The organism is Nocardiopsis codii, from assembly GCF_036327455.1.
In the GTDB taxonomy this organism is placed as follows: domain Bacteria; phylum Actinomycetota; class Actinomycetes; order Streptosporangiales; family Streptosporangiaceae; genus Nocardiopsis; species Nocardiopsis codii.
Map to the genome: position 1 here is coordinate 88025 of NZ_JAUZMY010000021.1, position 21823 is coordinate 109847.

A 21823-nucleotide genomic window follows, 5' to 3' on the forward strand; every position below is an offset into this window, starting at 1 on the left:
GACACCCCGGCGAAGAGCGGCAGGAGTCGCCCCGGGCTCCTAGAATCGTGGCGTCCCCGGATCTTCCCTCCACGCCCCGGACCCTCTCCCACACCGCCCTCCCCCCACAGAGGAATCGCGCCTTGACGAACAGTTCGGAAGCCGACCCCGGCCGCCTCCTGGCCAACCGGTACCGCCTGGACGAGGTCATCGGAGCCGGCGGCATGGGACGGGTCTGGCGGGGTACCGACACCCTCCTCGACCGCCCGGTCGCGGTCAAGGAACTGACCACGCCCCCCAACCTCCCCGCGCACGAGGTCGACGTGCTGCGCACCCGGATGCTCCGCGAGGCACGCAGCGCCGCACAGCTCAGCCATCCGTCCATCATCACCGTGTTCGACGTGGCCGAGGAGGACGGCCGCCCGTGGATCGTGATGGAACTCGTCCTGGGCCCGTCCCTGGGCGACCTCATCCGCTCCGACGGGGCCCTGTCGACGAAGAGGGTCGCCGACGTCGGCGAGCAGATGGCGGCCGGGCTGGCCGAAGCGCACGCACGGGGCATCGTGCACCGCGACATCAAGCCGGGCAACGTGCTCATCGCCGGGAACGACCGGGCCGTCCTCACCGACTTCGGTATCGCCCACCTGGACGGCTCCACCCACCTCACCAGCACCGGCCTGCTGATCGGATCGCCGAGCTACCTGGCGCCGGAGATCGCGCACGGGCACTCGGCCACCCCGGCCTCCGACATGTGGGCCCTGGGCATCACCCTCTACCAGGCGGCCGAGGGCACGCTTCCGTTCGACCGGCCGACCCCCATGGCGACGCTGACCGCCATCGTCACCCAGGACCTGCCCGACGCGGTCAACGCCGGGCCGCTGCGCCCGGTCCTGGAGTCGCTGTGCGAGAAGCGGCCCGAGGACCGGCCGTCCGTGAGCGAGGTCCGGGCCCTGCTCCGTGAGATCCGGGACGCCTCCGACACGCCGGCCGCGACGCCCGCCCCCACCCTGGTCACGACGAGGCCCACGGAGGAGCCGGTCGCGGTCGAGTCCGCAGCCCGCGCCGAGCCCGCCGCGCCCGACCCCGAGCCGGCCGCCGCCACCCGGCCCCCGGGCGACCGCTCCCGCTCCGGGCGCGGTCCCCTGCTGCTGGTCGCCCTCGTGCTCGTCCTGGTCGTCGCGGGCGCGACCACCGGTGTCCTGATGACGGTGAACCGGCCCGGCGACTCCGGAGCCGGCCTCGTCGGCGACACCGAGCAGGCCGGAGTCGAACCGTCCGCGGAGAGCGGGGCCGGAGCCACGGAGGAGGAGGCGGACGCCTCCTCCGACCCTCCCGCCGAGGCGGAGGACGAGCCGGAGCCGGAGGAGACCGAGGACGACGAGGCCGACGACGACAAGTGGGACTACCTCGTCCGCCACGAGGACGACAACGGATTCGCCGTCGACGTCCCGGAGGACTGGAACATCGACCGGTCGGGCCTCCAGGTCTACTTCCGCAACCCCGACGGCGGGTACCTGCTCGTGGAGTACACGGACAGCCCCAACCCCGACGCCGGTGACGACTGGCGCGCGGCGGAGCCCGGCGTACGCGGCAACTTCTCGGGCTACGACCTCGTCGGCATCGAGGACGTCGACGCCGACTGGGCCGACGACTACGTCAGCGCGGCCGACTGGGAGTTCACCTTCGACGGGCGTGGCGGCCAGCGCATGCACGCCATCAACCGGGGCTTCCACACCGAGGACAGGGGATACGCCCTCTTCCTGGTGGCCAGCAACGACCACCCGGACCTCAACCGGGAGATGCTGGACCACATGGCGGAGAACTTCGACCCGGACGCCTGACCCGTCGGGGCGGGTGCGGCGTCCCGGCCCGGCCCGCACCGGGGTCGGCGGCCGTCCGCGGCGGAGCTCACCGGCCGGGCTCTCCCGGAACGCGGCTCCGGGACCCGGCGCCGTGGTTGAACCCGCCCGCCTCCGCCTGGGTGAGCGACGGTGAGGGCGTGTGCCTGCGCAGGTGGCCGACGCAGTCCACCATGTCCTCCAGGAACAGGTCGGCCATGTCGCGGCTGAACCCGTGCCGGACGAGGACGCGCTGCACGATCTCGTCGTCCCGGTCCCGCGGCAGCGGGTACGCGGGCACCAGCCACCCCCGGGTGCGCAGCCGGTCGGCCAGGTCGTACGGGGTGAACGACTCGTCGCCGGCCATCCTCCAGGCGACCGCGGTGATGCCCAGGTCGGGGTCGCCCCCGCTGATCACCTCGAACGGGCCCATCCCGGCGACACCCGCGGCGATGTGCCGGGCGGTCTCGTACTTGGCCCGGTGGACGTGCGCGTAGCCCTCGTGTCCCAGCCGGACGAAGTCGTAGTACTGGGCGACGACCTGGCCTCCGGGGCGGGAGAAGTTGAGGTTGAACGTGGCCTCGTTCCCGCCCAGGTAGTCCACGTCGAAGACGAGCTCCTCGGGAAGGTCGGAGGCCTCGCGCCAGAGCGCCCAGCCCGCGCCGAGCGGTGCGAGGCCGCCCTTGTGCCCCGACGCGTTGAGCGAGCGGACGCGGGGGAGGCGGAAGTCCCAGACCAGGTCGGGGTTGACGAACGGGGCGACGAACGCGCCGCTGGCGCCGTCCACGTGGAGGCGGACGTCGAGGCCCGTGCGCTCCTGGAAACGGTCCAGGGCGTCCGAGATCCCGCGGACGTCCTCGAACAGGCCGGTGAAGGTCTGACCGAAGTTGCAGACCACCATGATGGTGTTCTCGTCGCAGTAACGCCCGACGTCGTCCGGGGTCATGAGGAGTTTGTCGCCGCTGAGCGGGACCTGCCGGATCTCCACGTCGAAGTACCGGGCGAACTTCTCCCAGCACACCTGGACGGGCCCGCACACGAGGTTGGGGCGGTCGGTGGATTCCCCCGCGGCCGTGCGGCGCCCGCGCCACGCGAACTTGGCCGCCAGCCCGCAGAGCATGGCGGCCTCGCTGGACCCCGTCGTGGAGGTGCCCCTGGCGGAGGCGGGGTCGGGTGCGTTCCACAGGTCGGCGAGCATGCGCACGCAGCGCCTCTCCAGCTCGGCGGTCTGCGGGTACTCGTCCTTGTCGATCATGTTCTTGTCGATCGACTGGTCCATCAGCTTGCGCACCTCGGGTTCGACCCAGGTGGTGCAGAAGGTGGCGAGGTTCATCCGGGAGACGCCGTCGAGCATCAGCTCGTCCTGTACGAGCTGGTAGGCGACCCGGGGGTCCGTGCCGCGCCGGGGGAAGCCGCGCCTGGGCGCGCCGTGGCGCATCAGCCCCCGCGCATAGACGTCGTCGTCCTCGTTGTTGCTCTCACCGGGACCGCTCACCGAAGTGCCCCCTACTCCATGTGATGGAATGGCCACGGTAAGTATGGGTCGGGGTCGGAGGCGGCTCCGGGAGGCGGGGAGGGGCGCGGCGTGTCACCGCTCGCCGCACCCCTCCGGCCGGTCAGAACACCGAACAGCCGGTGACGTCGGTGAAGGCCTCCAGCGCCAGCGCCGCCGTCACCGAGTTGCCCTTGTCGTCCAGCCCCGGCCCCCACGCCGCCACCGTGCAGCTACCCGGAACGACCGCGAGGATGCCGCCGCCCACGCCGCTCTTGCAGGGAAGCCCGACCCGGTAGGCGAACTCCCCCGCGGCGTCGTAGGTGCCGCAGGTGAGCATCACCGCCAGGATCCGGCGGGCGTCGGAGGGACTGAGCAGCTCCGAACCGTCCGACCTCTTCCCGCGGCGGGCCAGGAACAGGCCGGCGCGGGCCAGCTCCTCGCAGCTGACGGTGATCGAGCACTGGCGGAAGTAGTGGTCCAGCACCTCCGGAACCGGGTTCTGCATGTTGCCGAAGCTCGCCATGAGGTAGGCCAGCGCGCGGTTGCGGTCCCCGCTCCGGGTCTCGGACTCCGCGACGAGGTTGTCCGCGTGCAGATCGGGGTCCCCGGTCTCCTCGCACAGCAGCTCCCGCAGCGCGCCGACCGCGTCCCCGGTGTCGGACAGGAGCTGGTCGGTGACGATGAGCGCGCCCGGGTTGATCATGGGGTTGCGCGGAACGCCGCTCTCGAACTCCAGCTGGTGGAGGGAGTTGAAGGCGTTGCCCGACGGTTCGCGATGGACCCGTTGCCACACGTCGGAGCGCGAACGGCCGCGCATCACCAGGGCCAGGGTGAACACCTTGGTGATGCTCTGCATGGAGAACCGGGTGCGGGCGTGGTCGCCGACGCTGTACAGGTCGCCGTTCACGGTGGCCAGCGAGAACCCGAACTCGTCCGGGTCCACGCAGGCCAGTTCGGGGATGTAGTCCGCGACCCTCCCCTCGCCGATGTGGGAGCGCACCCGTTTCATGACGGCCTCGAGAACACCGGTGTAGTCGTCGCTGTCGTCCACCTGATCCTCCCTCCCGCGGGTCGTTCTCCTCGGGGAGTACCCGGTACGGCCCTACCCGCCACGGAGAAGGGCACGCCCGCGCCTCGGGGCGCCGGCGGACGGGCGGGCGGGGCGGGCGCGGGGGCCGCCCGCCCCCGTCCCGGGGTGTGCGGGCGGGTGTGCGGGGACCGCTGCCCTCCGTCCCCCGCGGGCCTCAGCCGCCGTCCAGGAGCTGCGCGTCGTGCACCAGGAGGGCCACCTGCACACGGTTGTTCAGTCCCAGCTTGGTCAGGATGCTCGACACGTGCGTTTTGACCGTCGGCACGCTGAGGAAGAGGCGCGACGCGATGTCGGCGTTGGACCGGCCTTCGCCGACCGCCACCGCCACCTCCAGCTCGCGGCCGTTCAGCGCCGCCAGCCGCTCGCGCGCCCGGCCCGCCCGCGCGCCGTGGTCGCTGTTGCCCACCCGGTCGACCAGGCGGCGCGTCACGGCCGGGGAGAGCACCGACATGCCCCGGGACACCTGCCGCACCGACTCCACGATCTCCGCCGGAGGGGTGTCCTTGAGCAGGAACCCGGCCGCACCGGCGCGCAGCGCGCGCAGCACGTGCTCGTCGGCGTCGAAGGTGGTCAGCACCAGCACCTCGGGCGGGTCCTCCAGCGCGCGCAGCCGTTCCGTGGCGGTCAGGCCGTCCACCGTCGGCATACGGATGTCCATCAGCACCACGTCGGGGGAGTGCCGTTCGACCAGGTCGAGCACCGTCCCGCCGTCCTCGGCCTCGGCCAGCACCCGGATGTCGGGCGCGCCGCCCATCATCATCACCAGGCCGACCCGGACGAGCGCGTCGTCGTCGACGATCACGACCCCGATCTCCCTGGCACCCCGCTCTGTTCGACTCATACGGGCCACGGTAGCCAGGCGTACAGGCGCCAGCCACCACCGGCGGCCGGGCCGTGCTCCAGGCGCCCCGACGCGAGGGAGACCCGCTCCGCCAGGCCGACCAGGCCCTGGCCCGAACCGCTGCCGGAGGACGGGGGGCGCGGCTCGGGGGAGCGGCCGTTGAGGACCTCCACCACGAGACCCTCGCCGGGGGCGCCTTTCACCCGGACCCGGGTGTCAGCGCCGGGGGAGTGCTTGCGCACGTTCGTCAGCCCCTCCTGGACGATCCGGTACGCGGTCCGGCCCGCGCGCTCCGGGACCGTCCCGGTGTACTCCTCCGCGAACTCCACGCGCGCGCCGACCTCGTCGGCCTCCTCCACCAGCTGGTGGAGGTCGGCCATGGTCGGCTGCGGAAGCTCCCCGACGGGCGCGCGCAGGACCCCGATCACCTCCCGCAGGTCCTGGAGGGCCTGGTGGGCGCTCTCCCTGATCACCTTCGCCGACCGGGCGACCTCCGCCGACGGGGCGTCGGGCCGGTACTCCAGGGCTCCGGCGTGCACGCTGAGCAGCGACAGGCGGTGTCCGAGCACGTCGTGGATCTCACGGGCCATCGCCTCCCGGACCTGGTGCTGGGCGTGCTCGGCCCGCAGTTGCGCCTCGGTCTCCGCGTGGACGGCCCGGTCGCGCAGAGACTCCACCAGCTCGCGCCGGTGGTGGACGGTCAGCCCCCAGCCGATCACGGCGCCCTGGATGGCCACGCTCAGCAGAACGACGACCAGGAGCGGCAGGTGCGGGTCCGGCCACAGGACCGCGTGCAGGTAGGCGGTGGCCGCGCTCACCCCGAACACGGCCAGGCTCGTGCGCGGCGACCGGTGGACGGCCAGGGAGAAGAGGGCGATGAGCATCGCACCCATGGCCAGTGTGAAGACGGCGGAGACCAGCACCAGGATCACGGCGAGCTGGACGGGCCAGCGGCGGCGCCACCAGAGGGCCAGGCAGGCCAGGAACGCGGCGAGGCGCCCCGCGCCCTCGAACCAGGTGGACGGCGGCCCCGGCGGGACCAGCTCCGGGCCGGCCCCGGCCCCGGGGGGAGACGCCCCCGGCAGTTCGAGGGAGGTCATCACCGCGAAGGCGAGAGCGAGCAGGAACATGGACAGGTCCACGATCCAGTCACGCGCACTGCACCGCTGCGCACCGGTCATCGTGGAAGCGTTCATCGCTGCGAAGTCTACGTTCGGCTCCCCGCCCCGGACGGTCGTCCGGCGGCACGCCCTACCGATGGCGGCCAGGTCCATACTTTGGTCGGCCGGTCGGGGACGTCGGAGGAGGTGGCCGACCCGGGCGCCCTCCTGGTCGCGACCGCTCCGGCGGCCGGCACGGCGGCCCGGCGGGGCGGGGGCCGCGCCCGAAATCGCGGCCCCGTGTGCGGTTCGTGTCCGGTGGGCCGTGCGCCGTCGGTACGGTGGTGCCAATGAGCACACTGGTCACCGGAGCCACCGGAATGGTGGGCCGCCGCGTCCTCACCGAGCTGACGAGGCGCGGCCTGCCCGCGACGGGAGCGTCCCGCACCTCCCCGACACGCCTCGACTGGACCGACACGTCCAACTGGGACGAGGTCCTCAAAGGCGTGAGCAGCGTCTTCGTGGTGACGCCGGTCGGCAGCGCCCTGGGCAACCGGGTCGCCGGGTTCCTGGAGAAGGCCGCCGACGCCGGGGTCCACAGGGCCGTGGTCATGTCGGCCATGGGCACGGAGCACGCCCCCTCCGACTCGGACCAGCGCGCCGCCGAACTGCGTGCCAAGGACCTGTTCACGACGTGGACGGTCCTGCGGCCCAACTGGCTGTTCCAGGACTTCACGGAGGGCACGTTCGCGAGCCTGGCCCGGTCCCGCAACGGCCGCCTCGAACTCCCCGTCAAGCGTCGGACCGCGGTGAGCTTCGTGGACGCCCGCGACGTCGCGGACACCGCCGTCGCCGCCCTGCTGGGCGACCACGGGGGGCGGGAGTACACGCTGACCGGCCCGCAGGCCCACACCTTCCGCGAGGTGGTCAAGCGGACCAAGGGCACCGAGAGTCCCGTGTGGCGGTTCAAGTCCGTGGACGAGGCGGGCTTCTACTTCCGCGCCACCAACCGGGGCTGGGGCGACAGGTACATCGACACCCTCAACGAGCGCTTCGCCGCGGCCGTCGCGGGCCGGGCCGCCGAGGTCACCGAGGGGGTGCGGTCGGCCCTGAGCCGCGATCCCATCCCGCTGGCCCGCTTCATGCGGGAGTCCGTCCTCTGACCCGCGCCGTCCGCCCCTGACGGGGGCGTCCCCGGGCCGTCGAACGCGGAGCGCCCACCCCCCAGGGGGCGGGCGCGCGCTCGCGGGACGGCCTACTTCTTGAGCAGCTGGCGGGCCATGACCATGCGCTGGATCTGGTTGGTGCCCTCGTAGATCTGCGTGATCTTCGCGTCGCGCATCATGCGCTCCAGCGGGAAGTCCTTGACGTAGCCCGCGCCGCCGAGCAGCTGCACGGCGTCGGTCGTGATCTCCATGGCGGCGTCGGAGGCGTAGCACTTGGCGGCGGCGCCGTAGAAGGCCAGGTCGTCGTCGCCCCGCTCGGACTTGGCTGCGGCCACGTAGACCATCTGCCTGGCGGTCTCCAGCTTCATCGCCATGTCGGCGAGCATGAACTGGATCCCCTGGAAGTCGGCGACGGCCTTGCCGAACTGCTTGCGCTCCTTGACGTAGGCGACGGCGTGGTCCAGGGCGCCCTGGGCGATGCCGACGGCCTGCGCGCCGATGGTGACGCGGGTGTGGTCGAGGGTGCGCAGGGCGATCTTGAGCCCCTCGCCCGGGGCGCCGACGATGCGGTCTCCGGGGATCCGCACGTTGTCGAAGAACAGCTCACGGGTGGGGGAGCCCTTGATGCCGAGCTTGCGCTCGGGCTCGCCCAGGGTGAAGCCCGCGTCGTCGGCGTGGAGGACGAACGCCGAGATGTTGCGGCCGCGGGCGCCCTCGGGGTCGGTCACGGCGAGCACCGTGTAGTACTCGCTGACTCCGGCGTTGGTGATCCAGGACTTCTGGCCGTTGAGGACCCAGTCGTCGCCGTCGGCCACGGCCTGGCTGCGCATGCTCGCGGTGTCGGAACCGGCCTCGCGCTCGGACAGGCCGTAGGAGAACATCGCCGCACCGCTCGCGACCTCGGGCAGGTACCGCTGCTTGACCTCGTCGGAGGCGCCGAGGATCAGGGGCATGGTGCCGAGCTTGTTGACGGCGGGGATCAGGGAGGAGGAGGCACAGACGCGGGCGACCTCCTCGATGACGATGCAGGTGGCCAGTGCGTCGGCGCCCACGCCGTCGTACTGCTCGGCGATGTGCGGGGCGTGGAAGTCCGTGGCGACCAGGGCCTTGAGGGCGTCCTGCGGGAAGGCGCTCTTCTCGTCGACCTCCGCCGCGTGGGGCGCGATCTTGTCCTCGGAGACGGAGCGCACGGCCGCACGCAGCTCCTCGTGCTCCTCGGTGGTCTTGAACAGGTCGAAGTCGCTCATCCGATTCCCTTTCCCGGCACTGCGTGCCTTTCTGTGGCATCCAGTGCCAGAATAGGGGGTGGGACGGACGAAGTACACAGTCGGATAGCTTCTGGACAGCTTCCGGACGTGAAGGGATCGCCATGGCGGGGGAACGGACGGGTGGGCGCGTGGCCACCCGTGAGGTCGTGCTGGCCTCCGTGCGGTTGTTCACCGAGGACGGGTTCGACGCCACCACGATGGAGGGGATCGCCGCCGCCACCGGGGTGAGCCGCCGGAGCCTGTTCCGCCGCTTCGGGTCGAAGGAGGACATCCTCTTCGCGGAGCACGACGAGTTGTTCTCGACCGTGGTCCGCTACCTGGACGCGTCCCCGGACGACCCGTTGAGCTCGGTGTTCGCCGCCGCGCGCCTGGTGCTCCAGGGGTACCTGGGAGACCCGGAGATCACCGTGCCGCGCTACCGGCTGGTGCGTGCGCACCCCCGCCTGCGGGACCGCGAGGTCGCGATGACCGCCCGCTACCAGGCCGCGTTCAGCCGCTACCTGGCCGACAGGCAGGACGGCGGGGGAGAGGAGCGCTCCCTGGCCGCCGGCGTGGCCGCCGCGTCGCTCATCTCGGCGCACAACCACGTCCTGCGCGGGTGGTTGCGCAGCCCGGAGCAGGACCGCCGCGAGGTGTGGGCCAGCTTCGACGCCGCCATGGAGTTCGTCCGCCGCGCCGCCGAACCGGTGCTGCGCCCCGCGGACCGTCCCTCCCGGGACCGGGTGCTGGTCGCCGTCTACCCCGGCGACCTCGGCCGGGACGAGCTGATCCGCCGCGTCACCGCCGCCGTCGAGGAGTCGGAGGGCGCCTGACTCCGCGGGGCGCCGTCCCCCGGGCCCCGCGCCACTGGACCCCGGCGGGCGGACGGGGGACACTGGCGGGCATGGCGCGGTACTTCAGGATCCACGCGGACTACGTCGGACGCCTCGGAACCGGGGTCGGCGTCTTCGTCGCGGTCGACCACCTGCGCCGCGCCGGACGGCTGTCGGAGGCGGAGGAGGCCCTCTACTTCGACATCGACGACTGGTTCAGGGAGGCCCTGCCCAACCCCCCGTTCTACGCGGACGGCAACACGGTCGGCGCCGTGACCTGGTTCAAGCCGGAGGGGAGCGCACACTTCGCCGGTCGCCTCGACGCCCTCCGGGGCCTGCTCACCGCGCACGGTGTGGCCCACCGCAGGACCGTGTCGGACGACCCGGGCCGGATCGTCTACGAGGACGACCACCAGGTCGGGGCGGTCCCCCGTGTCCGCAGGCCGCCCACGCCCCTCCCCGCCGGGACGGTCCTCGGCCCCACGACCCCCGGCTCCAAACGCCACCTGGGCGGGCGCGCGACCGGGAGGCCCGAGGGCTGAACCCGGCGCCCGGCACCGCGGAGGGGCGCACCGGCGCGGGGCCGCGGGCCCGGGGGCGGTTCCTGTCACCCGCACGCCGCGGCGAGCGTAGGCTGGACAGGGCCCACGGGCCGGTCGGACGACAGCACACGAGGTGGGGCGGACAGCGGGAATGAGCGTGGACACGGCGGGCGTGACCAAGCAGGAGACAGAGGTCGCCCACGAGGCGGGGCGCCGGAGGACCTTCGCGGTCATCTCCCACCCCGACGCCGGTAAGTCGACGCTCACCGAGGCCCTGGCCCTGCACGCGGCGGCGATCTCCTCCGCGGGCGCCGTCCACGGCAAGGGCGACCGCAAGGGCGTCACGTCCGACTGGATGGACATGGAGCAGGACCGCGGGATCTCCATCACCTCGGCGGCCCTGCGCATCGACTACGACGACCGCGTCCTCAACCTGCTCGACACCCCGGGCCACGCGGACTTCTCCGAGGACACCTACCGCGTCCTGTCCGCCGTGGACTGCGCCATCATGCTGCTGGACTCGGCCAAGGGCCTGGAGCCGCAGACCCTCAAGCTCTTCGACGTGTGCCGGGCCCGCAAGATGCCCGTGATCACGTTCGTCAACAAGTGGGACCGCCCCGGCCGCGAGCCGCTGGAGCTGCTGGACGAGATCGAGCAGCGGATCGGCCTGCGCCCCACGCCGATGAACTGGCCCGTGGGCATCGCGGGCGACTTCCGCGGCCTCGTCGACCGGACCAGCGGCGTCTACACCAAGATGACCCGCACGCCCGGTGGCGCCACCAAGGCCGTCGAGGAGGTCCTGGAGCCGGAGCGCGCCGCCGAGGTCGAGCTGGACGCGTGGGAGCAGGCCCAGGAGGAGATCGAGCTCCTGGAGGCGCTCGGCGCCGACTTCGACCCCGAGTCGTTCATGGCGGGGGAGTCCTCCCCGGTCCTGTTCGGAGCCGCGCTGTCCAACTTCGGCGTCGGGCAGCTGCTGGACACGGTCGTCAACCTGGCCCCGGCCCCCTCGGCCAAGATCGACGCCAGGGACCGGCCGCGCAGGGTGGAGCAGCCCTTCTCCGGCCAGGTGTTCAAGATGCAGGCCAACATGGACAAGAACCACCGGGACCGGATGGCGTTCCTCCGGGTCAGCTCCGGCCGGTTCGACCGCGGCATGGTCCTCACCCACGCCTCCACCGGCCGCCCGTTCGCCACCAAGTACACGCAGGCGGTGTTCGGGTCGGACCGCTCCACCATCGACACGGCCTACCCGGGCGACGTGATCGCGCTGGTCAACGCCCAGGCGCTGTCGGTCGGGGACACCCTGTACGACGGGCCGAAGGTGGACTTCCCGCCGATCCCCAGCTTCGCCCCCGAGCACTTCGTGGTGGCGAGGGCGGTCGACGCGGGCAAGTACAAGCAGTTCCAGCGCGGTATCGCCCAGCTCGACGCCGAGGGCGTGGTGCAGGTCCTCACGTCCGAGGTGCGCGGCGAGCAGGCCCCTGTGCTGGCGGCGGTCGGCCCGCTCCAGTTCGACGTGGTCAAGCACCGCATGGACCAGGAGTTCCGCAGCCCCATCGAGGCGTCGCCGCTGGAGTACTCGGTGGCGCGCCGCACCGACGAGGAGTCGGCCCCCGTCCTCCACGCCCTGTCGGGGGCGGAGGTGCTGAGGCGCCGCTCCGACGGAGAACTCCTGGTGCTGGTGCACAACAAGTGGCGCCTCAGGGTCATCGAGCGGGACCACCCGTCGCTGCTCATGGAGGCCCTTCTGGCCGGCGGGGTGGACGAGGGCGAGTGACGTCCTCCGAGGCCGCCCGCTAGTCGGCTCCGACGGTCCTGTCGGCCGGTTCCCCCGCGCGTCCGCGGGGTGCCGGCCGCGGTCGCGTCCGGGCACGGCTCCCGGCGCCGTCCCCGCCGCGGGGCGTGTGCGACCCGTGTGGCGTCACCGACGCGGCGCTGTACTGCTGCCGGTGAGGCCCGTGTGAACTCTCGTGCCACACGCACATCCTGTGCCCATGAAGACCCCGGTCTCCTGTGGCCCGAGGTGCCCTGGGGAGTGCAGAAGCGCAGGCAGAGGTCAAGATCACCAAGCAGGGGGTACCCCGTGCCGACCCCCGTGATCAGGCCGAAGGTACCCTGAGCTAAGGCCGCTAGGGCGCGATCGATCATCCGACCGCACTGAGCTTCGTTCAGGTATGTCCGCTTCTGTGAAGGGCATGCGCGCGAAGCCGGTTCGGACGGGTGGTGGGGTGCTCAGGGGACCTACTACAGGAGACGGGACGGCGCCGGGAGGATCCCCGGTTCCGTCTGCGACGTCTCAGGGCGATCACGGAGTAATCGACAATCGGCAAAGTTTGCAAATCTTCACCGTGCGGTAATTCTTATCACGTCTGGGTATGTGTTGCATGTCACCTGTCCGTGAATCGGTGAAACTTATATGATTTTGCTTAACAGTCGTTTAACAAAACAGAACAATAACGAGTGAATCAAGAACGTGGCGGCAGACCGCCCCGCGTCTGACGCACCTCACGTATCCCCCGCCTGGAAAGGTTGACCTCGGGCATGAGCGAAGACGACAAAGACCGCACGGTGGAGCTCCACTACGAGGGCGGCGTGCTGAAGCTGCCGGTGTTCACCGGTACCGAGGGTGAACGCACCATCGAGCTGAAGACCCTGCTGGGGTCGACCGGTATGACGACCCTGGACCCCGGGTTCGGCAATACCGCTTCGTGTAGCTCGAAGATCACCTATATCGACGGGGCCGCCGGGATCCTGCGCTACCGCGGATACCCGATCGAGGACCTCGCCGTGGGCTCGACCTTCCTCGAGGTCGCCTACCTGGTGATCTACGGCGAGCTGCCCGAGCCCGGTCAGCTCAAGGAGTTCTCCGACAGCCTCCGCGACAACGCCGACATCCCGGCCGAGATGGGCGCGTTCATCGACGCGATGCCCCGCAACGGCCACCCGATGGCGCTCATGGCCAGTGCCGTCAACACCCTCGCCGCGTACTACGACGACAGCGTCGACCCCGGCGACGAGAGCCAGGTGGAGCTCGCCACGATCCGGCTGTTGGCCAAGCTGCCGACGATCGCGGCCCGCATCTACCGCAACTCCATCGGCGAGGCCCCCCTCTCCCCGGACGACTCGCTCGACTACGTCGACAACTTCATCCGGATGACCTTCGGGGACAAGGCCCCCGTCGGTGAACTCGGCGAGCTGTTCAACAAGGCCGTCGGCATGCTGCTGGTCCTGCACGCCGACCACGAGCTGAACTGCTCCACCGCCACCGTGCGCGTGGTCGGGTCCTCGCAGGCCGACATCTACGCCAGCGTCGCCTCCGGCATCAACGCCCTGTCCGGCCCGTCCCACGGCGGCGCCAACCAGGCCGTGCTGGAGATGCTGGAGGAGATCCGCGACTCGGGCATCTCCATCGACGACTTCCTGGAGAAGGTCAAGGCGCGCGAGATGCGCCTCATGGGCTTCGGCCACCGGGTCTACAAGAACTTCGACCCGCGCAGCAAGGAGATCAAGGTTCTGGCCAGCCAGATCCTCGACCGGGACGAGAACCCCGACGAGCTGTTCGCCCTGGCCCTCAAGCTGGAGGCCGCGGCGCTCGCCGACTCCTACTTCACCGAGCGCAAGCTCTACCCGAACGTCGACTTCTACACCGGCGTCATCTACCGCACCATGGGTTTCCCCACCAACATGTTCACCGTGTTGTTCGCGATCGGCCGTCTGCCCGGCTGGATCGCCCACTACCGCGAGCAGCTGCACGACCCGGCCTTCCGGATCGCGCGCCCGCGCCAGCACTACGTCGGCTCCGCCGAGCGGCGCCTCCCGGGCCAGGGGTAGACCCCACCCGAGGCACCACACCTCAGTGCCCGCCCACGCCACCGGCGAGGGCGGGCACCGTCGTGTCCGCCCTCGCCGGAGCCGTGCCGCCGAGTACCGGGCTCCGTCACCGGCTCTACCGGTACATCACCGGCCCTTTCCCCGCATTTTGCGCACACTCTGTCATCCATGTGCGACGTTGAGGGAAGTGGCAGGGTGTGGCCCGGACGGGCCGCACCGGTGAAGGGGAGGCGACGATGGTCAGGTACGCGTTGACCGGTGACCTGCTCGGTGAGCTGAGCCGGAACTGGTGGGTAGTGGTCCTCCGCGGGGTCGCCGCGGTTCTCTTCGGACTGATCGCCCTGGTGTGGCCCGGGGTGACCCTGATCGCCCTGGCGATCGTGTTCGGTGTCTACGCGCTGGTCGACGGCGGCGCCCTGGGGTACGCCGCCTACCGTGCGGCGCCGGGCAGCCGCGCCTCCCTCGCGGTGCAGGCGGCCCTCAGCGTCATCGTCGGCCTCATCGCGCTGATCTGGCCGGTCGCCTTCGGCCTGGCGGTCGTGTTCGTGATCGGGGCGTGGGCCGTCATCACCGGTGTGGCCGAGATCGTCACCGCGATCCGCCTGCGCGCGCAGATCAGTTCGGAGTGGCTGCTGATCTTCGTCGGCGCCCTCTCCATCGTGTTCGGCCTCCTGCTGTGGTTCTGGCCGTTGGAGGGCGCACAGGCCATCGTGTTCGTGGTCGGCGTCTACGCCATCATCTTCGGCGTCGTCATGGCGGCGGCCGGGTTCCGGCTCCGCGGCGCCACCGCCGTCGCCGCCGGGGACGACGCCCCGCACATCGAGGACTCCGACGCTTCGGAGGAGGAGCCCCGGATGAGCGCGTTCGACGACGGCTACGCGGACGGGTACGCCGACGGCTTCCGCGGGGACGAGCGGGCCGAGCCGGGCTCCGACCAGGAGCAGACGGGCGGCGAGGGCGCCTCCCGACCCGGGGGCTCGGGGCGCCACCGTGCCCCGAAGGACCGACCGGACGACACGGAGTGAGCCGGCTCAGCCCTCGCTGACCACGAGCGAGCCGAGGTGGTCGACCTGGCTTCCGGGGACGACCACCTCGGCTTTCTCCTTCTGCCAGGCCAGGAAGTGCGCGGTCCCGCGATGGGCGAGCAGGGCCTCCCTGTCGGCGAACACCTCGTACACCCGGAAGACGTCCGGGTCGGCGCCGTCCTCGACCACGTCGAAGCGCAGGCATCCCGGCTCGTCGCGCACCGCCGCCGCGGCGTTGCGGGAGATGCCGGAGAGGAAGGCCTCCCGGCGGCCGGGAAGGACCCTGAGGGAGATGACGAGCGCGACCGGAGGCGGAACGGGCGCTGAGTCGGGGACGGGTGCGGGCACGGGACCTCCGGAGGTGTGCGGGAACCGGGGTGGCGGTCGCCGCCCCGACGGGGGCGGGCGCGGGCGGCGCACGGCCGGGGCCCGGCCGTCCGGGAAACGACTTGTCGCCCCTCGGACCCCATGGATACCATCCCGCCATGCACCTGCTTCAGATGTACGCCTAGGGGCCCGCGTCCGAGGACGCCCCCGCGCACCGCCCCGACACGGGGCCGGGCGCGCCACAGCCCTACCCGCAGACATCTGATCCAGGAGAGACCGCGATGACCCGTCGCGCCCATATCGCCATGGTCGGCATCCCCGCCGTGAGCCACGTCCTGCCCGGCCTGGAGGTCGTCAGGGAGCTGGTGGCCCGCGGCCACCGCGTCACCTACGCCAACGACCCCCTCGTGGCCGACCTGGTCACCGGGGCCGGCGCCGAGCTCGTCCCCTACGCCACGACCCTCCCGGTCGCCGACGCGGACTGGCCGGAGGACCCGATCGAGGCGATGGACGTCTTCCTCCAGGACGCGATGACCCAGCTCCCCGTCATCCGCGAGGCCTACGAGGACGACCGCCCCGACCTCTTCCTCTACGACATCGCCGGGTACCCGGCCCGTGTGCTCGGCATCGAGTGGGACGTCCCCACCGTGCAGCTCTCACCCACCTACGCGGCCTGGGCGGAGCACGAGGCCACCGTCATGGAGGCGCTGCGCGCCCTGCCCGGCGCCGAGGAGCACTTCGCCAGGTTCGACGCCTGGCTGGTCCGGAACGGCGTCACCGAGCTGGACCACACCGCGTTCTCCGGGCGCCCGGACCGGGTGCTGGCACTGATACCGCGCGAGATGCAGCCGTTCGCCGACACCGTGGCCGACACGGTCACGTTCGTCGGCCCGTGCCTGGGGACGCGGGCCGACCAGGGTGAGTGGACCCGCCCCGCGGACGCCGACAAGGTGCTGCTGGTGTCCCTGGGGTCGGCGTGCACCGACCGGCCCGGGTTCTACCGGGAGTGCCTGAAGGCCTTCGGCGACCTGCCCGGGTGGCACGTGGTGCTGCAGATCGGCGCGTTCGTCGATCCCGCCGAGCTGGGGGACATCCCGGCCAACGTGGAGACGCATCCCTGGGTGCCGCAGCTTGCCATCCTGCGCCGGGCCGACGCCTTCGTCACCCACGCGGGCATGGGCGGCTCCAACGAGGGCCTGTACTGCGGGGTGCCGATGATCGCCGTCCCCCAGGCCACCGACCAGTTCGACAACGCCGACCGGCTGGAGTCGCTCGGCGTGGCGCGGAGGATCGACACGGCGGACGCCGACGCGGACGTGCTCCGCTCCACCCTGCTGGAACTGACCTCCGACCCGGAGGTGGCGAGGCGGCTGGACGGGATCGGCTCCCGGCTCCGGGCGAGCGGCACCGCGTACGCGGCAGACCTGGTCGAGGCGGAGCTCCCGTTCCGGACGCGGTGACCTGGGAGGTCGGTACGCGGGTGGCGGGAGGGGCCGGCCCGGGCCGTGCGGTTCCGGCGCCGCGGCAGGCTGTGGGGGCCGCGCCCGCGGACGCCCCGCGTTCTCCGGCGACGCGGGGTCCGAGGGGACCGCAGCCTCACGTCCCGGCCGTTTCCCCGCCTGCCCCCGGTGGTGCGCCGTGTCCACGGGGACACGGCGCACCGGCACCGCCCCCTGCCGACCCGCCTCCTGCCCGCCCCGTCCCGGCGCCCGCCCCGGCGGTCCGCCGAGCGCTCCTCATCCGTCCGCCGAGCCCCCTGGGCGCCCGACCACCAAGGAGAACCATGGACCACCTCGTCGTCGTCACCGGAGGCCCCGGCTCCGGCAAGAGCACACTGATCGACCACCTGGCCTCGCTCGGGTACGCGCACACCGCGGAGGCGGGGCGGGCGATCATCCGCGACCAGCGCGAGATCGACGGGCCCGGACTGTCCTGGCGCGACGACGACCTGTTCGCCGAGCTCATGCTGACCTGGGAGATGCGGTCGCACCGCGAGGCGTCCGCGTGGGCGGGGCCGGTCTTCTGCGACCGGGGCGTCCCCGACCTGGTCGGCTACTTCCTCCTGCGCGGTCTGCCGGTGCCCGCGCACGTGGCCGAGGCGGCCCGGCGGTTCCGCTACCACCGCCGGGTGTTCGTCGCCCCGCCGTGGCCCGAGATCTTCGCCGGCGACGCGGAGCGTCACCAGTCACCGGAGGAGGCGGAGCGCACACACCGGGCGATGGCCGAGGCCTACCCCGCCCACGGCTACGAGCTGGTGGAGCTGCCGCGCGTCCCCGTCGCGGAGCGGGCGCGGTTCGTCCTGGACGTCCTGGGGGCGGATCCGCGCGTCCCGGGGGCGTAGAGCGCGGGCGCTCCTCCCGGCGGGGCGCCCCGACCGTGGTGGGGCGGCTGCGAGAGACAACGGGGGGAGCGACATGGGAGGGTGTCTGTCACGTCACGGTACTTCTGGTTCACAAATGGGGTCCAAGTGGCCGTTCGCGGCCGTAAAGGGGCACTCTCTTGTGGTTCGCGAACCTCGCCGCCAGACTCGTGTCTAGGTAAAGGAACATTGACCGTTTCCGCTCGGGTGCACGCACGGGCGGGGACGCGGTGAGGGGACTGGTACGGAAGGTGGCGAGTGCGTCGGGGGCCGGGATACCGCCCATGAGCTGGGAGGGCATCGACCACGAGCTCAACCGTGTGCGCGGTGAGGCCGACCGGATCACCCTCAACCTCGCGGACCTGGACGGCCACGTCGGCCACCAGCTGCTGAAGGGCGCCGCCCTGGAGGGCCGGACCCGGAGCCGCTGGGAGCACGCCGACGGCCACATCCACAGCCTGTGGACGGTCTACGACGCCTTCCGCCGCGTGGTGGACCGGGCCGTGCGGCTGCGGGGCGCCGGAGGAGGCGCCGCCGAACAGGCCGCGCTGACCGCCCTGTTCAACGGACCGTCCGTGGTGCTCCCCGCCGCGGAGGTGCCCCTGAACGAGCGGGGGCTCCTCGACGCCGGTGAGGAGGCCGTCACCCTCGCCGACGCCGTCGCCCGCATGTCCGCCGCCTACGAGGAGGCCACCGAGGTCATCTCGGCCGCCGAGACCGCCTGGGACGCACTCCACCCGAGGCTCGGCGAACTCGACGCGATGTGGCACGAGATCGGCACCCTCTCCGACATGATCGAACTCGGGGAGGACGAGCACGAGGCACTGCGGTCCGACCTCGCCGCGGTGGGCGCCACCGTCCGCAGCGACCCCCTCTCCCTGGTCGAGGACGGGCGCGTCGACACCTCCTCGCTCGAACGCCTGCGACTGGTCCTGGAACGCGTGCGCGGTGAACTCCGCGACGCCCTGCGCATGCGCGACTCCTACACCGAGAGCGTCGAACGGCTCAGCTCCGCCATCGACGACGTCGAGGAGGCCACCGCCCGCGCACGCGGCCTCCGCGCCCAGGTCGTCGCCAAGGTCTCCTCGCCGGCCGCGGTCGAGGTCCCGGACCCGGTCCCGTCCCTGCGGGCCGGGATCGATGACATGGACTCCCTGCGCGCCCGGGGGCTCTGGCGCGAACTCGGCGCCCGGCTGGGCGAACTGCAACGCGCGGTCCACGAGGCCGCCGACGCCGCCCGCGACCGCGAGGGCAACCTCACCGGTCTCCTGGAGCGCCGGGCCGAACTCCGCGGGCGCCTGGACGCCTACAGGGCGCGCGCGGTCCGGCTCGGGCTCGCCGAGAACGAGCACCTCGCCGAACTCCACGGTCAGGCCCACTGGGAACTGTGGACGGCCCCCTGCGACCTGCGCGCCGCCACGGTAGCCCTGTCGTCCTACCTCCGGACGCTCCAGGAACTCAGCGGAACCGAATCGCCCGGGAACAGAACCACACGGGGATCGGATGCGTCAGACGGCGAGAGCGATGGTGGTGTGAGCAGATGACCAAGTGCACGTCCCCCGGCTGCCACGGCCAGATCGATGACGGCTTCTGTGGTGTGTGTGGGCTGGCCCCAGTACACGTGCAACCCCCCCAGGGAAGCGCACCCCCGACGACCGGTCCTCCCGGACCGACCCCCCAGGGGGGCGGCGGACGGCCGTCAGGCCCCCAGGGGGCGTTCGGCGCGCCCCGGCAGGGGTCCTGGCCCCAGCCCGGGGCCCCCGGCCCGCCCCCGGGGTCCGGGCCGCAGCACGCCTTCGGCGCGCCCCACCCGGGCTCGGGCCCCCGGGCCGCGTCCGGCCCGGGACCGCGGGTTCCCCCGTCGGGCCGGTGGCAGGGCTCCGGCCCCCACTCGCCGCCCGTCGGGATCCGGCCGGACGACGGACCCGACCAGTGGCTCTCCTCGACGCCCTCCTCCGAGGACGCCGTCAGCGGCGACCCCGTCCACTCCCACCCGATCTCCGAGAACATCAAGCTCTCCGGACGATCCGGCCTCGCCAGCATCTCCGGCACCGTCGGCACCAGCGTCACCGGTTCGGGCTCCGTGCGCTCCGGCCGGCGGGGGTCCTCCCGCGGCATGCTCGGCATGGGCATGGTGCTGGTGCCCCCGGTGCCCTACCGGGACCCCGCCGAGGCCGTCATGCAGAACCCGGTGGTCGCGGAGAAGAACCGCTTCTGCGGCAACTGCGGGGAGAAGGTCGGCCGCACCCGGGGCGAACAGCAGGGCCGGACCGAGGGCTTCTGCCGCAAGTGCGGCACCCAGTTCTCGTTCACCCCCAAGCTCTCCCGCGGCGACAGGGTCGGCGGACAGTACGAGGTGCTGGGCTGCATCGCCCACGGCGGCCTCGGCTGGATCTACCTGGCCCGCGACCGCAACGTCAACGACCGGTGGGTCGTCCTCAAGGGCCTGCTCAACGCCGGTGACGCGGAGGCGCACAAGGCGGCAGCGGCGGAGCGCGCGTTCCTCTCCGAGGTCGAGCACCCCAACATCGTCAAGATCATCAACTTCTCGCAGCACCCCGACCCGCGCACCGGCATCCCCGGCGGGCACATCGTCATGGAGTACGTCGGAGGCAAGTCCCTGCGCGAGCTGCTGGTTGAGCGCCGCGAGGACGACCCCGAGGCCGTACTGCCCGTCGCCCAGGTCATCGCCTACGGCCTGGAGGTCCTGCGGGCCCTCGGCTACCTGCACTCCAGGGGCCTGCTGTACTGCGACTTCAAGCCGGACAACGTCATCCAGAGCGAGGAGCAGATCAAGCTCATCGACCTCGGAGGCGTCCGGCGCATGGACGACACGGTCAGCCCCGTGTACACGACCCCCGGCTACCGCGTGACCGAGGACGAATTGCGGGGGCCCGGCCCCACCGTCAGCGCCGACCTGTACTCGGTGGGCCGCGCCCTGGCCGTGCTCAGCTTCCGCTTCAGCTTCATGCGCGAGCACCCGCACAGCATCCCCCGGCGCGAGACGGTACCGGTGCTCCAGCGCTTCGAGTCGTTCGACCGGCTCCTGCGCCGCTCCACCCACAGCGAGCTCGAACTGCGCTTCCACGACGCCGGCGACATGGCGGACCAGCTCACCGGAGTGCTGCGCGAGGTCCTGTCCGAACTGGAGGGGTCCCCGCACCCGGCGCTCTCCACGCTCTTCGGCGGCGAGAACCTCACCAGCGGCAACGACGCCGGCCGGCACAGCTCCGACCGCATCCTCGTGCCGCCCACGCCCACCGCGGCGGCGGCCCTGCTGCCCGCCCCCCTCATCGACCCGGGCGACCCGGCGTCGCAGCACCTGCGCGGTTTCCAGGCGCTTCCGCCGGAGGAACTCGTCGCCGCCCTGCGCGCCATGCCCGCGCCCACGCCCGAGACCCTGCTGATGCTGGCGCGCGCGCTCATCACGCTCGGCCGCCACGGAGAGGCGATGGACGTCCTCCAGGCGTTCAGCGAGGCCATCCCCGGCGACTGGCGCACCATGTGGTACCTGGCCGTCGCCGAGCTGAGCACAGGCCGGTTCCGCGAGGCCCGGGACCACTTCGACGAGCTGTACGACCACCTCCCCGGGGAGATCGCCCCCAAGCTCGGCCTGGCGATCGCCTGCGAGCGGACCGGTGAACTCGACACCGCGGCCAGCCAGTACCAGACGATCTGGAACACCGACCACTCCTACGTCAGCGCCGCGTTCGGGCTGGCCCGCATCCGCCTCGCCCAGGGCGACCGGGACGCCGCCATCGCCGTCCTGGACAGGGTCCCGGAGATGTCGAGCCTCCACGTACACGCCCAGACCTCGCTGATCGCCGTACTCGCCGCCCCGCACCGGGGCAGGGGCGTCGCCGACTTCCTCCAGGCAGGACAGCGCCTGGAACGGCTCGGACTGGACAGCGAGTCCGCCGACAGGCTGGCCGCCCGGGTCCTGGAAGCCGCACTGGAGTGGCTCCGAGGCGGGGGCGGCGCACCCGGCGGTGAGAGGCTGCTCGACGGTCCGTTCACCGAGGAGGGGGTGCGGACGAACCTGGAGCGGCGCTACCGGGCGCTCGCCCACCGCGCCACCGCGGCCCCGGAGCGGTACGAGCTGATCGACAAGGCCAACTCCCTGCGTCCCGTGACGCTGCTGTGAGGATCG

General features: G+C 72.1%; 17 protein-coding genes. 11 read left to right on the forward strand and 6 right to left on the reverse strand.

Translation table 11 applies throughout. The features are described 5' to 3' along the window. Positions 1 to 122 precede the first annotated feature (122 nt). Positions 123 to 1820, forward strand: a complete 1698-nt coding sequence (locus tag Q8791_RS20625; protein ID WP_330093396.1) for a serine/threonine-protein kinase — start codon at positions 123 to 125, stop codon at positions 1818 to 1820. A 67-nt stretch (positions 1821 to 1887) separates the two neighbouring features. On the opposite strand, the gene Q8791_RS20630 is transcribed toward Q8791_RS20625, so the two are convergent. From Q8791_RS20630 to Q8791_RS20645, 4 genes are all read right to left on the reverse strand, one after another. Further along, the gene (locus tag Q8791_RS20630) at positions 1888 to 3312 is read right to left on the reverse strand and encodes a glutamate decarboxylase (protein ID WP_330093397.1); all 1425 of its coding nucleotides are present in this window, start codon (positions 3310 to 3312) and stop codon (positions 1888 to 1890) included. 121 nt (positions 3313 to 3433) lie between these two features. Further along, positions 3434 to 4363: a glutaminase gene (locus Q8791_RS20635; RefSeq protein WP_330093398.1), complete on the reverse strand. Its 930-nt coding sequence runs from the start codon at positions 4361 to 4363 to the stop codon at positions 3434 to 3436. Positions 4364 to 4556: 193 nt separating this feature from the next. Next, positions 4557 to 5243, reverse strand: coding sequence for a response regulator transcription factor (locus Q8791_RS20640; RefSeq protein ID WP_330093399.1), 687 nt, complete (start codon positions 5241 to 5243; stop codon positions 4557 to 4559). Then, positions 5240 to 6439, reverse strand: coding sequence for a sensor histidine kinase (locus Q8791_RS20645; protein ID WP_330093400.1), 1200 nt, complete (start codon positions 6437 to 6439; stop codon positions 5240 to 5242). The genes Q8791_RS20640 and Q8791_RS20645 overlap by 4 nt, the downstream gene beginning before the upstream one ends. A gap of 254 nt (positions 6440 to 6693) precedes the next feature. Between Q8791_RS20645 and Q8791_RS20650 the strand changes: the two genes are divergently transcribed. Further along, positions 6694 to 7506 carry an NAD(P)H-binding protein gene (locus tag Q8791_RS20650; RefSeq protein WP_330093401.1) on the forward strand — a complete coding sequence of 271 codons (813 nt, stop codon included), beginning with the start codon at positions 6694 to 6696 and terminating at the stop codon, positions 7504 to 7506. A gap of 92 nt (positions 7507 to 7598) precedes the next feature. Here the strand turns inward: Q8791_RS20650 and Q8791_RS20655 are convergent, their stop codons facing one another. Further along, positions 7599 to 8756, reverse strand: a complete 1158-nt coding sequence (locus Q8791_RS20655; RefSeq protein WP_330093402.1) for an acyl-CoA dehydrogenase family protein — start codon at positions 8754 to 8756, stop codon at positions 7599 to 7601. A gap of 122 nt (positions 8757 to 8878) precedes the next feature. Here Q8791_RS20655 and Q8791_RS20660 point away from each other — a divergent pair, with 122 nt between their 5' ends. The 5 genes from Q8791_RS20660 (at position 8879) to Q8791_RS20680 (ending at position 14987) form a co-directional block, all read left to right on the forward strand. Next, positions 8879 to 9589 carry a TetR/AcrR family transcriptional regulator gene (locus Q8791_RS20660; protein WP_330093403.1) on the forward strand — a complete coding sequence of 237 codons (711 nt, stop codon included), beginning with the start codon at positions 8879 to 8881 and terminating at the stop codon, positions 9587 to 9589. A 71-nt stretch (positions 9590 to 9660) separates the two neighbouring features. Then, positions 9661 to 10131 carry a hypothetical protein gene (locus Q8791_RS20665; protein ID WP_330093404.1) on the forward strand — a complete coding sequence of 157 codons (471 nt, stop codon included), beginning with the start codon at positions 9661 to 9663 and terminating at the stop codon, positions 10129 to 10131. 151 nt (positions 10132 to 10282) lie between these two features. Beyond that, on the forward strand, positions 10283 to 11908 hold the full coding sequence (locus tag Q8791_RS20670; RefSeq protein ID WP_330093405.1) for a peptide chain release factor 3: 1626 nt from the start codon (positions 10283 to 10285) through the stop codon (positions 11906 to 11908). 764 nt (positions 11909 to 12672) lie between these two features. Further along, positions 12673 to 13962 carry a citrate synthase gene (locus tag Q8791_RS20675; protein WP_330093406.1) on the forward strand — a complete coding sequence of 430 codons (1290 nt, stop codon included), beginning with the start codon at positions 12673 to 12675 and terminating at the stop codon, positions 13960 to 13962. Positions 13963 to 14198: 236 nt separating this feature from the next. Further along, positions 14199 to 14987 carry an HdeD family acid-resistance protein gene (locus Q8791_RS20680; RefSeq protein ID WP_330093407.1) on the forward strand — a complete coding sequence of 263 codons (789 nt, stop codon included), beginning with the start codon at positions 14199 to 14201 and terminating at the stop codon, positions 14985 to 14987. 6 nt (positions 14988 to 14993) lie between these two features. Here Q8791_RS20680 and Q8791_RS20685 read toward each other — a convergent pair whose 3' ends face one another. Then, on the reverse strand, positions 14994 to 15335 hold the full coding sequence (locus Q8791_RS20685) for a putative quinol monooxygenase (protein WP_330093408.1): 342 nt from the start codon (positions 15333 to 15335) through the stop codon (positions 14994 to 14996). A 260-nt stretch (positions 15336 to 15595) separates the two neighbouring features. Between Q8791_RS20685 and Q8791_RS20690 the strand changes: the two genes are divergently transcribed. From Q8791_RS20690 to Q8791_RS20705, 4 genes are all read left to right on the forward strand, one after another. After that, positions 15596 to 16774: a macrolide family glycosyltransferase gene (locus tag Q8791_RS20690; RefSeq protein WP_330093409.1), complete on the forward strand. Its 1179-nt coding sequence runs from the start codon at positions 15596 to 15598 to the stop codon at positions 16772 to 16774. A gap of 323 nt (positions 16775 to 17097) precedes the next feature. Then, positions 17098 to 17655, forward strand: a complete 558-nt coding sequence (locus Q8791_RS20695) for an AAA family ATPase (RefSeq protein ID WP_330093410.1) — start codon at positions 17098 to 17100, stop codon at positions 17653 to 17655. Between the two features lie 302 nt (positions 17656 to 17957). After that, positions 17958 to 19217, forward strand: a complete 1260-nt coding sequence (locus tag Q8791_RS20700) for a hypothetical protein (RefSeq protein ID WP_330093411.1) — start codon at positions 17958 to 17960, stop codon at positions 19215 to 19217. Then, positions 19214 to 21817, forward strand: coding sequence for a serine/threonine-protein kinase (locus tag Q8791_RS20705; RefSeq protein WP_330093412.1), 2604 nt, complete (start codon positions 19214 to 19216; stop codon positions 21815 to 21817). The genes Q8791_RS20700 and Q8791_RS20705 overlap by 4 nt, the downstream gene beginning before the upstream one ends. The last annotated feature ends 6 nt before the right edge of the window (positions 21818 to 21823 follow it).

Coding starts and splice junctions, on each gene's coding strand:
- Q8791_RS20640 (WP_330093399.1), bottom strand. CDS start 5,243: ATGAGTCGAACAGAGCGGGGTGCCAGGGAGATCGGGGTCGTGATCGTC.
- Q8791_RS20645 (WP_330093400.1), bottom strand. CDS start 6,439: ATGAACGCTTCCACGATGACCGGTGCGCAGCGGTGCAGTGCGCGTGAC.
- Q8791_RS20650 (WP_330093401.1), top strand. CDS start 6,694: ATGAGCACACTGGTCACCGGAGCCACCGGAATGGTGGGCCGCCGCGTC.
- Q8791_RS20655 (WP_330093402.1), bottom strand. CDS start 8,756: ATGAGCGACTTCGACCTGTTCAAGACCACCGAGGAGCACGAGGAGCTG.
- Q8791_RS20660 (WP_330093403.1), top strand. CDS start 8,879: ATGGCGGGGGAACGGACGGGTGGGCGCGTGGCCACCCGTGAGGTCGTG.
- Q8791_RS20665 (WP_330093404.1), top strand. CDS start 9,661: ATGGCGCGGTACTTCAGGATCCACGCGGACTACGTCGGACGCCTCGGA.
- Q8791_RS20670 (WP_330093405.1), top strand. CDS start 10,283: ATGAGCGTGGACACGGCGGGCGTGACCAAGCAGGAGACAGAGGTCGCC.
- Q8791_RS20675 (WP_330093406.1), top strand. CDS start 12,673: ATGAGCGAAGACGACAAAGACCGCACGGTGGAGCTCCACTACGAGGGC.
- Q8791_RS20680 (WP_330093407.1), top strand. CDS start 14,199: ATGGTCAGGTACGCGTTGACCGGTGACCTGCTCGGTGAGCTGAGCCGG.
- Q8791_RS20690 (WP_330093409.1), top strand. CDS start 15,596: ATGACCCGTCGCGCCCATATCGCCATGGTCGGCATCCCCGCCGTGAGC.
- Q8791_RS20695 (WP_330093410.1), top strand. CDS start 17,098: ATGGACCACCTCGTCGTCGTCACCGGAGGCCCCGGCTCCGGCAAGAGC.
- Q8791_RS20700 (WP_330093411.1), top strand. CDS start 17,958: ATGAGCTGGGAGGGCATCGACCACGAGCTCAACCGTGTGCGCGGTGAG.
- Q8791_RS20705 (WP_330093412.1), top strand. CDS start 19,214: ATGACCAAGTGCACGTCCCCCGGCTGCCACGGCCAGATCGATGACGGC.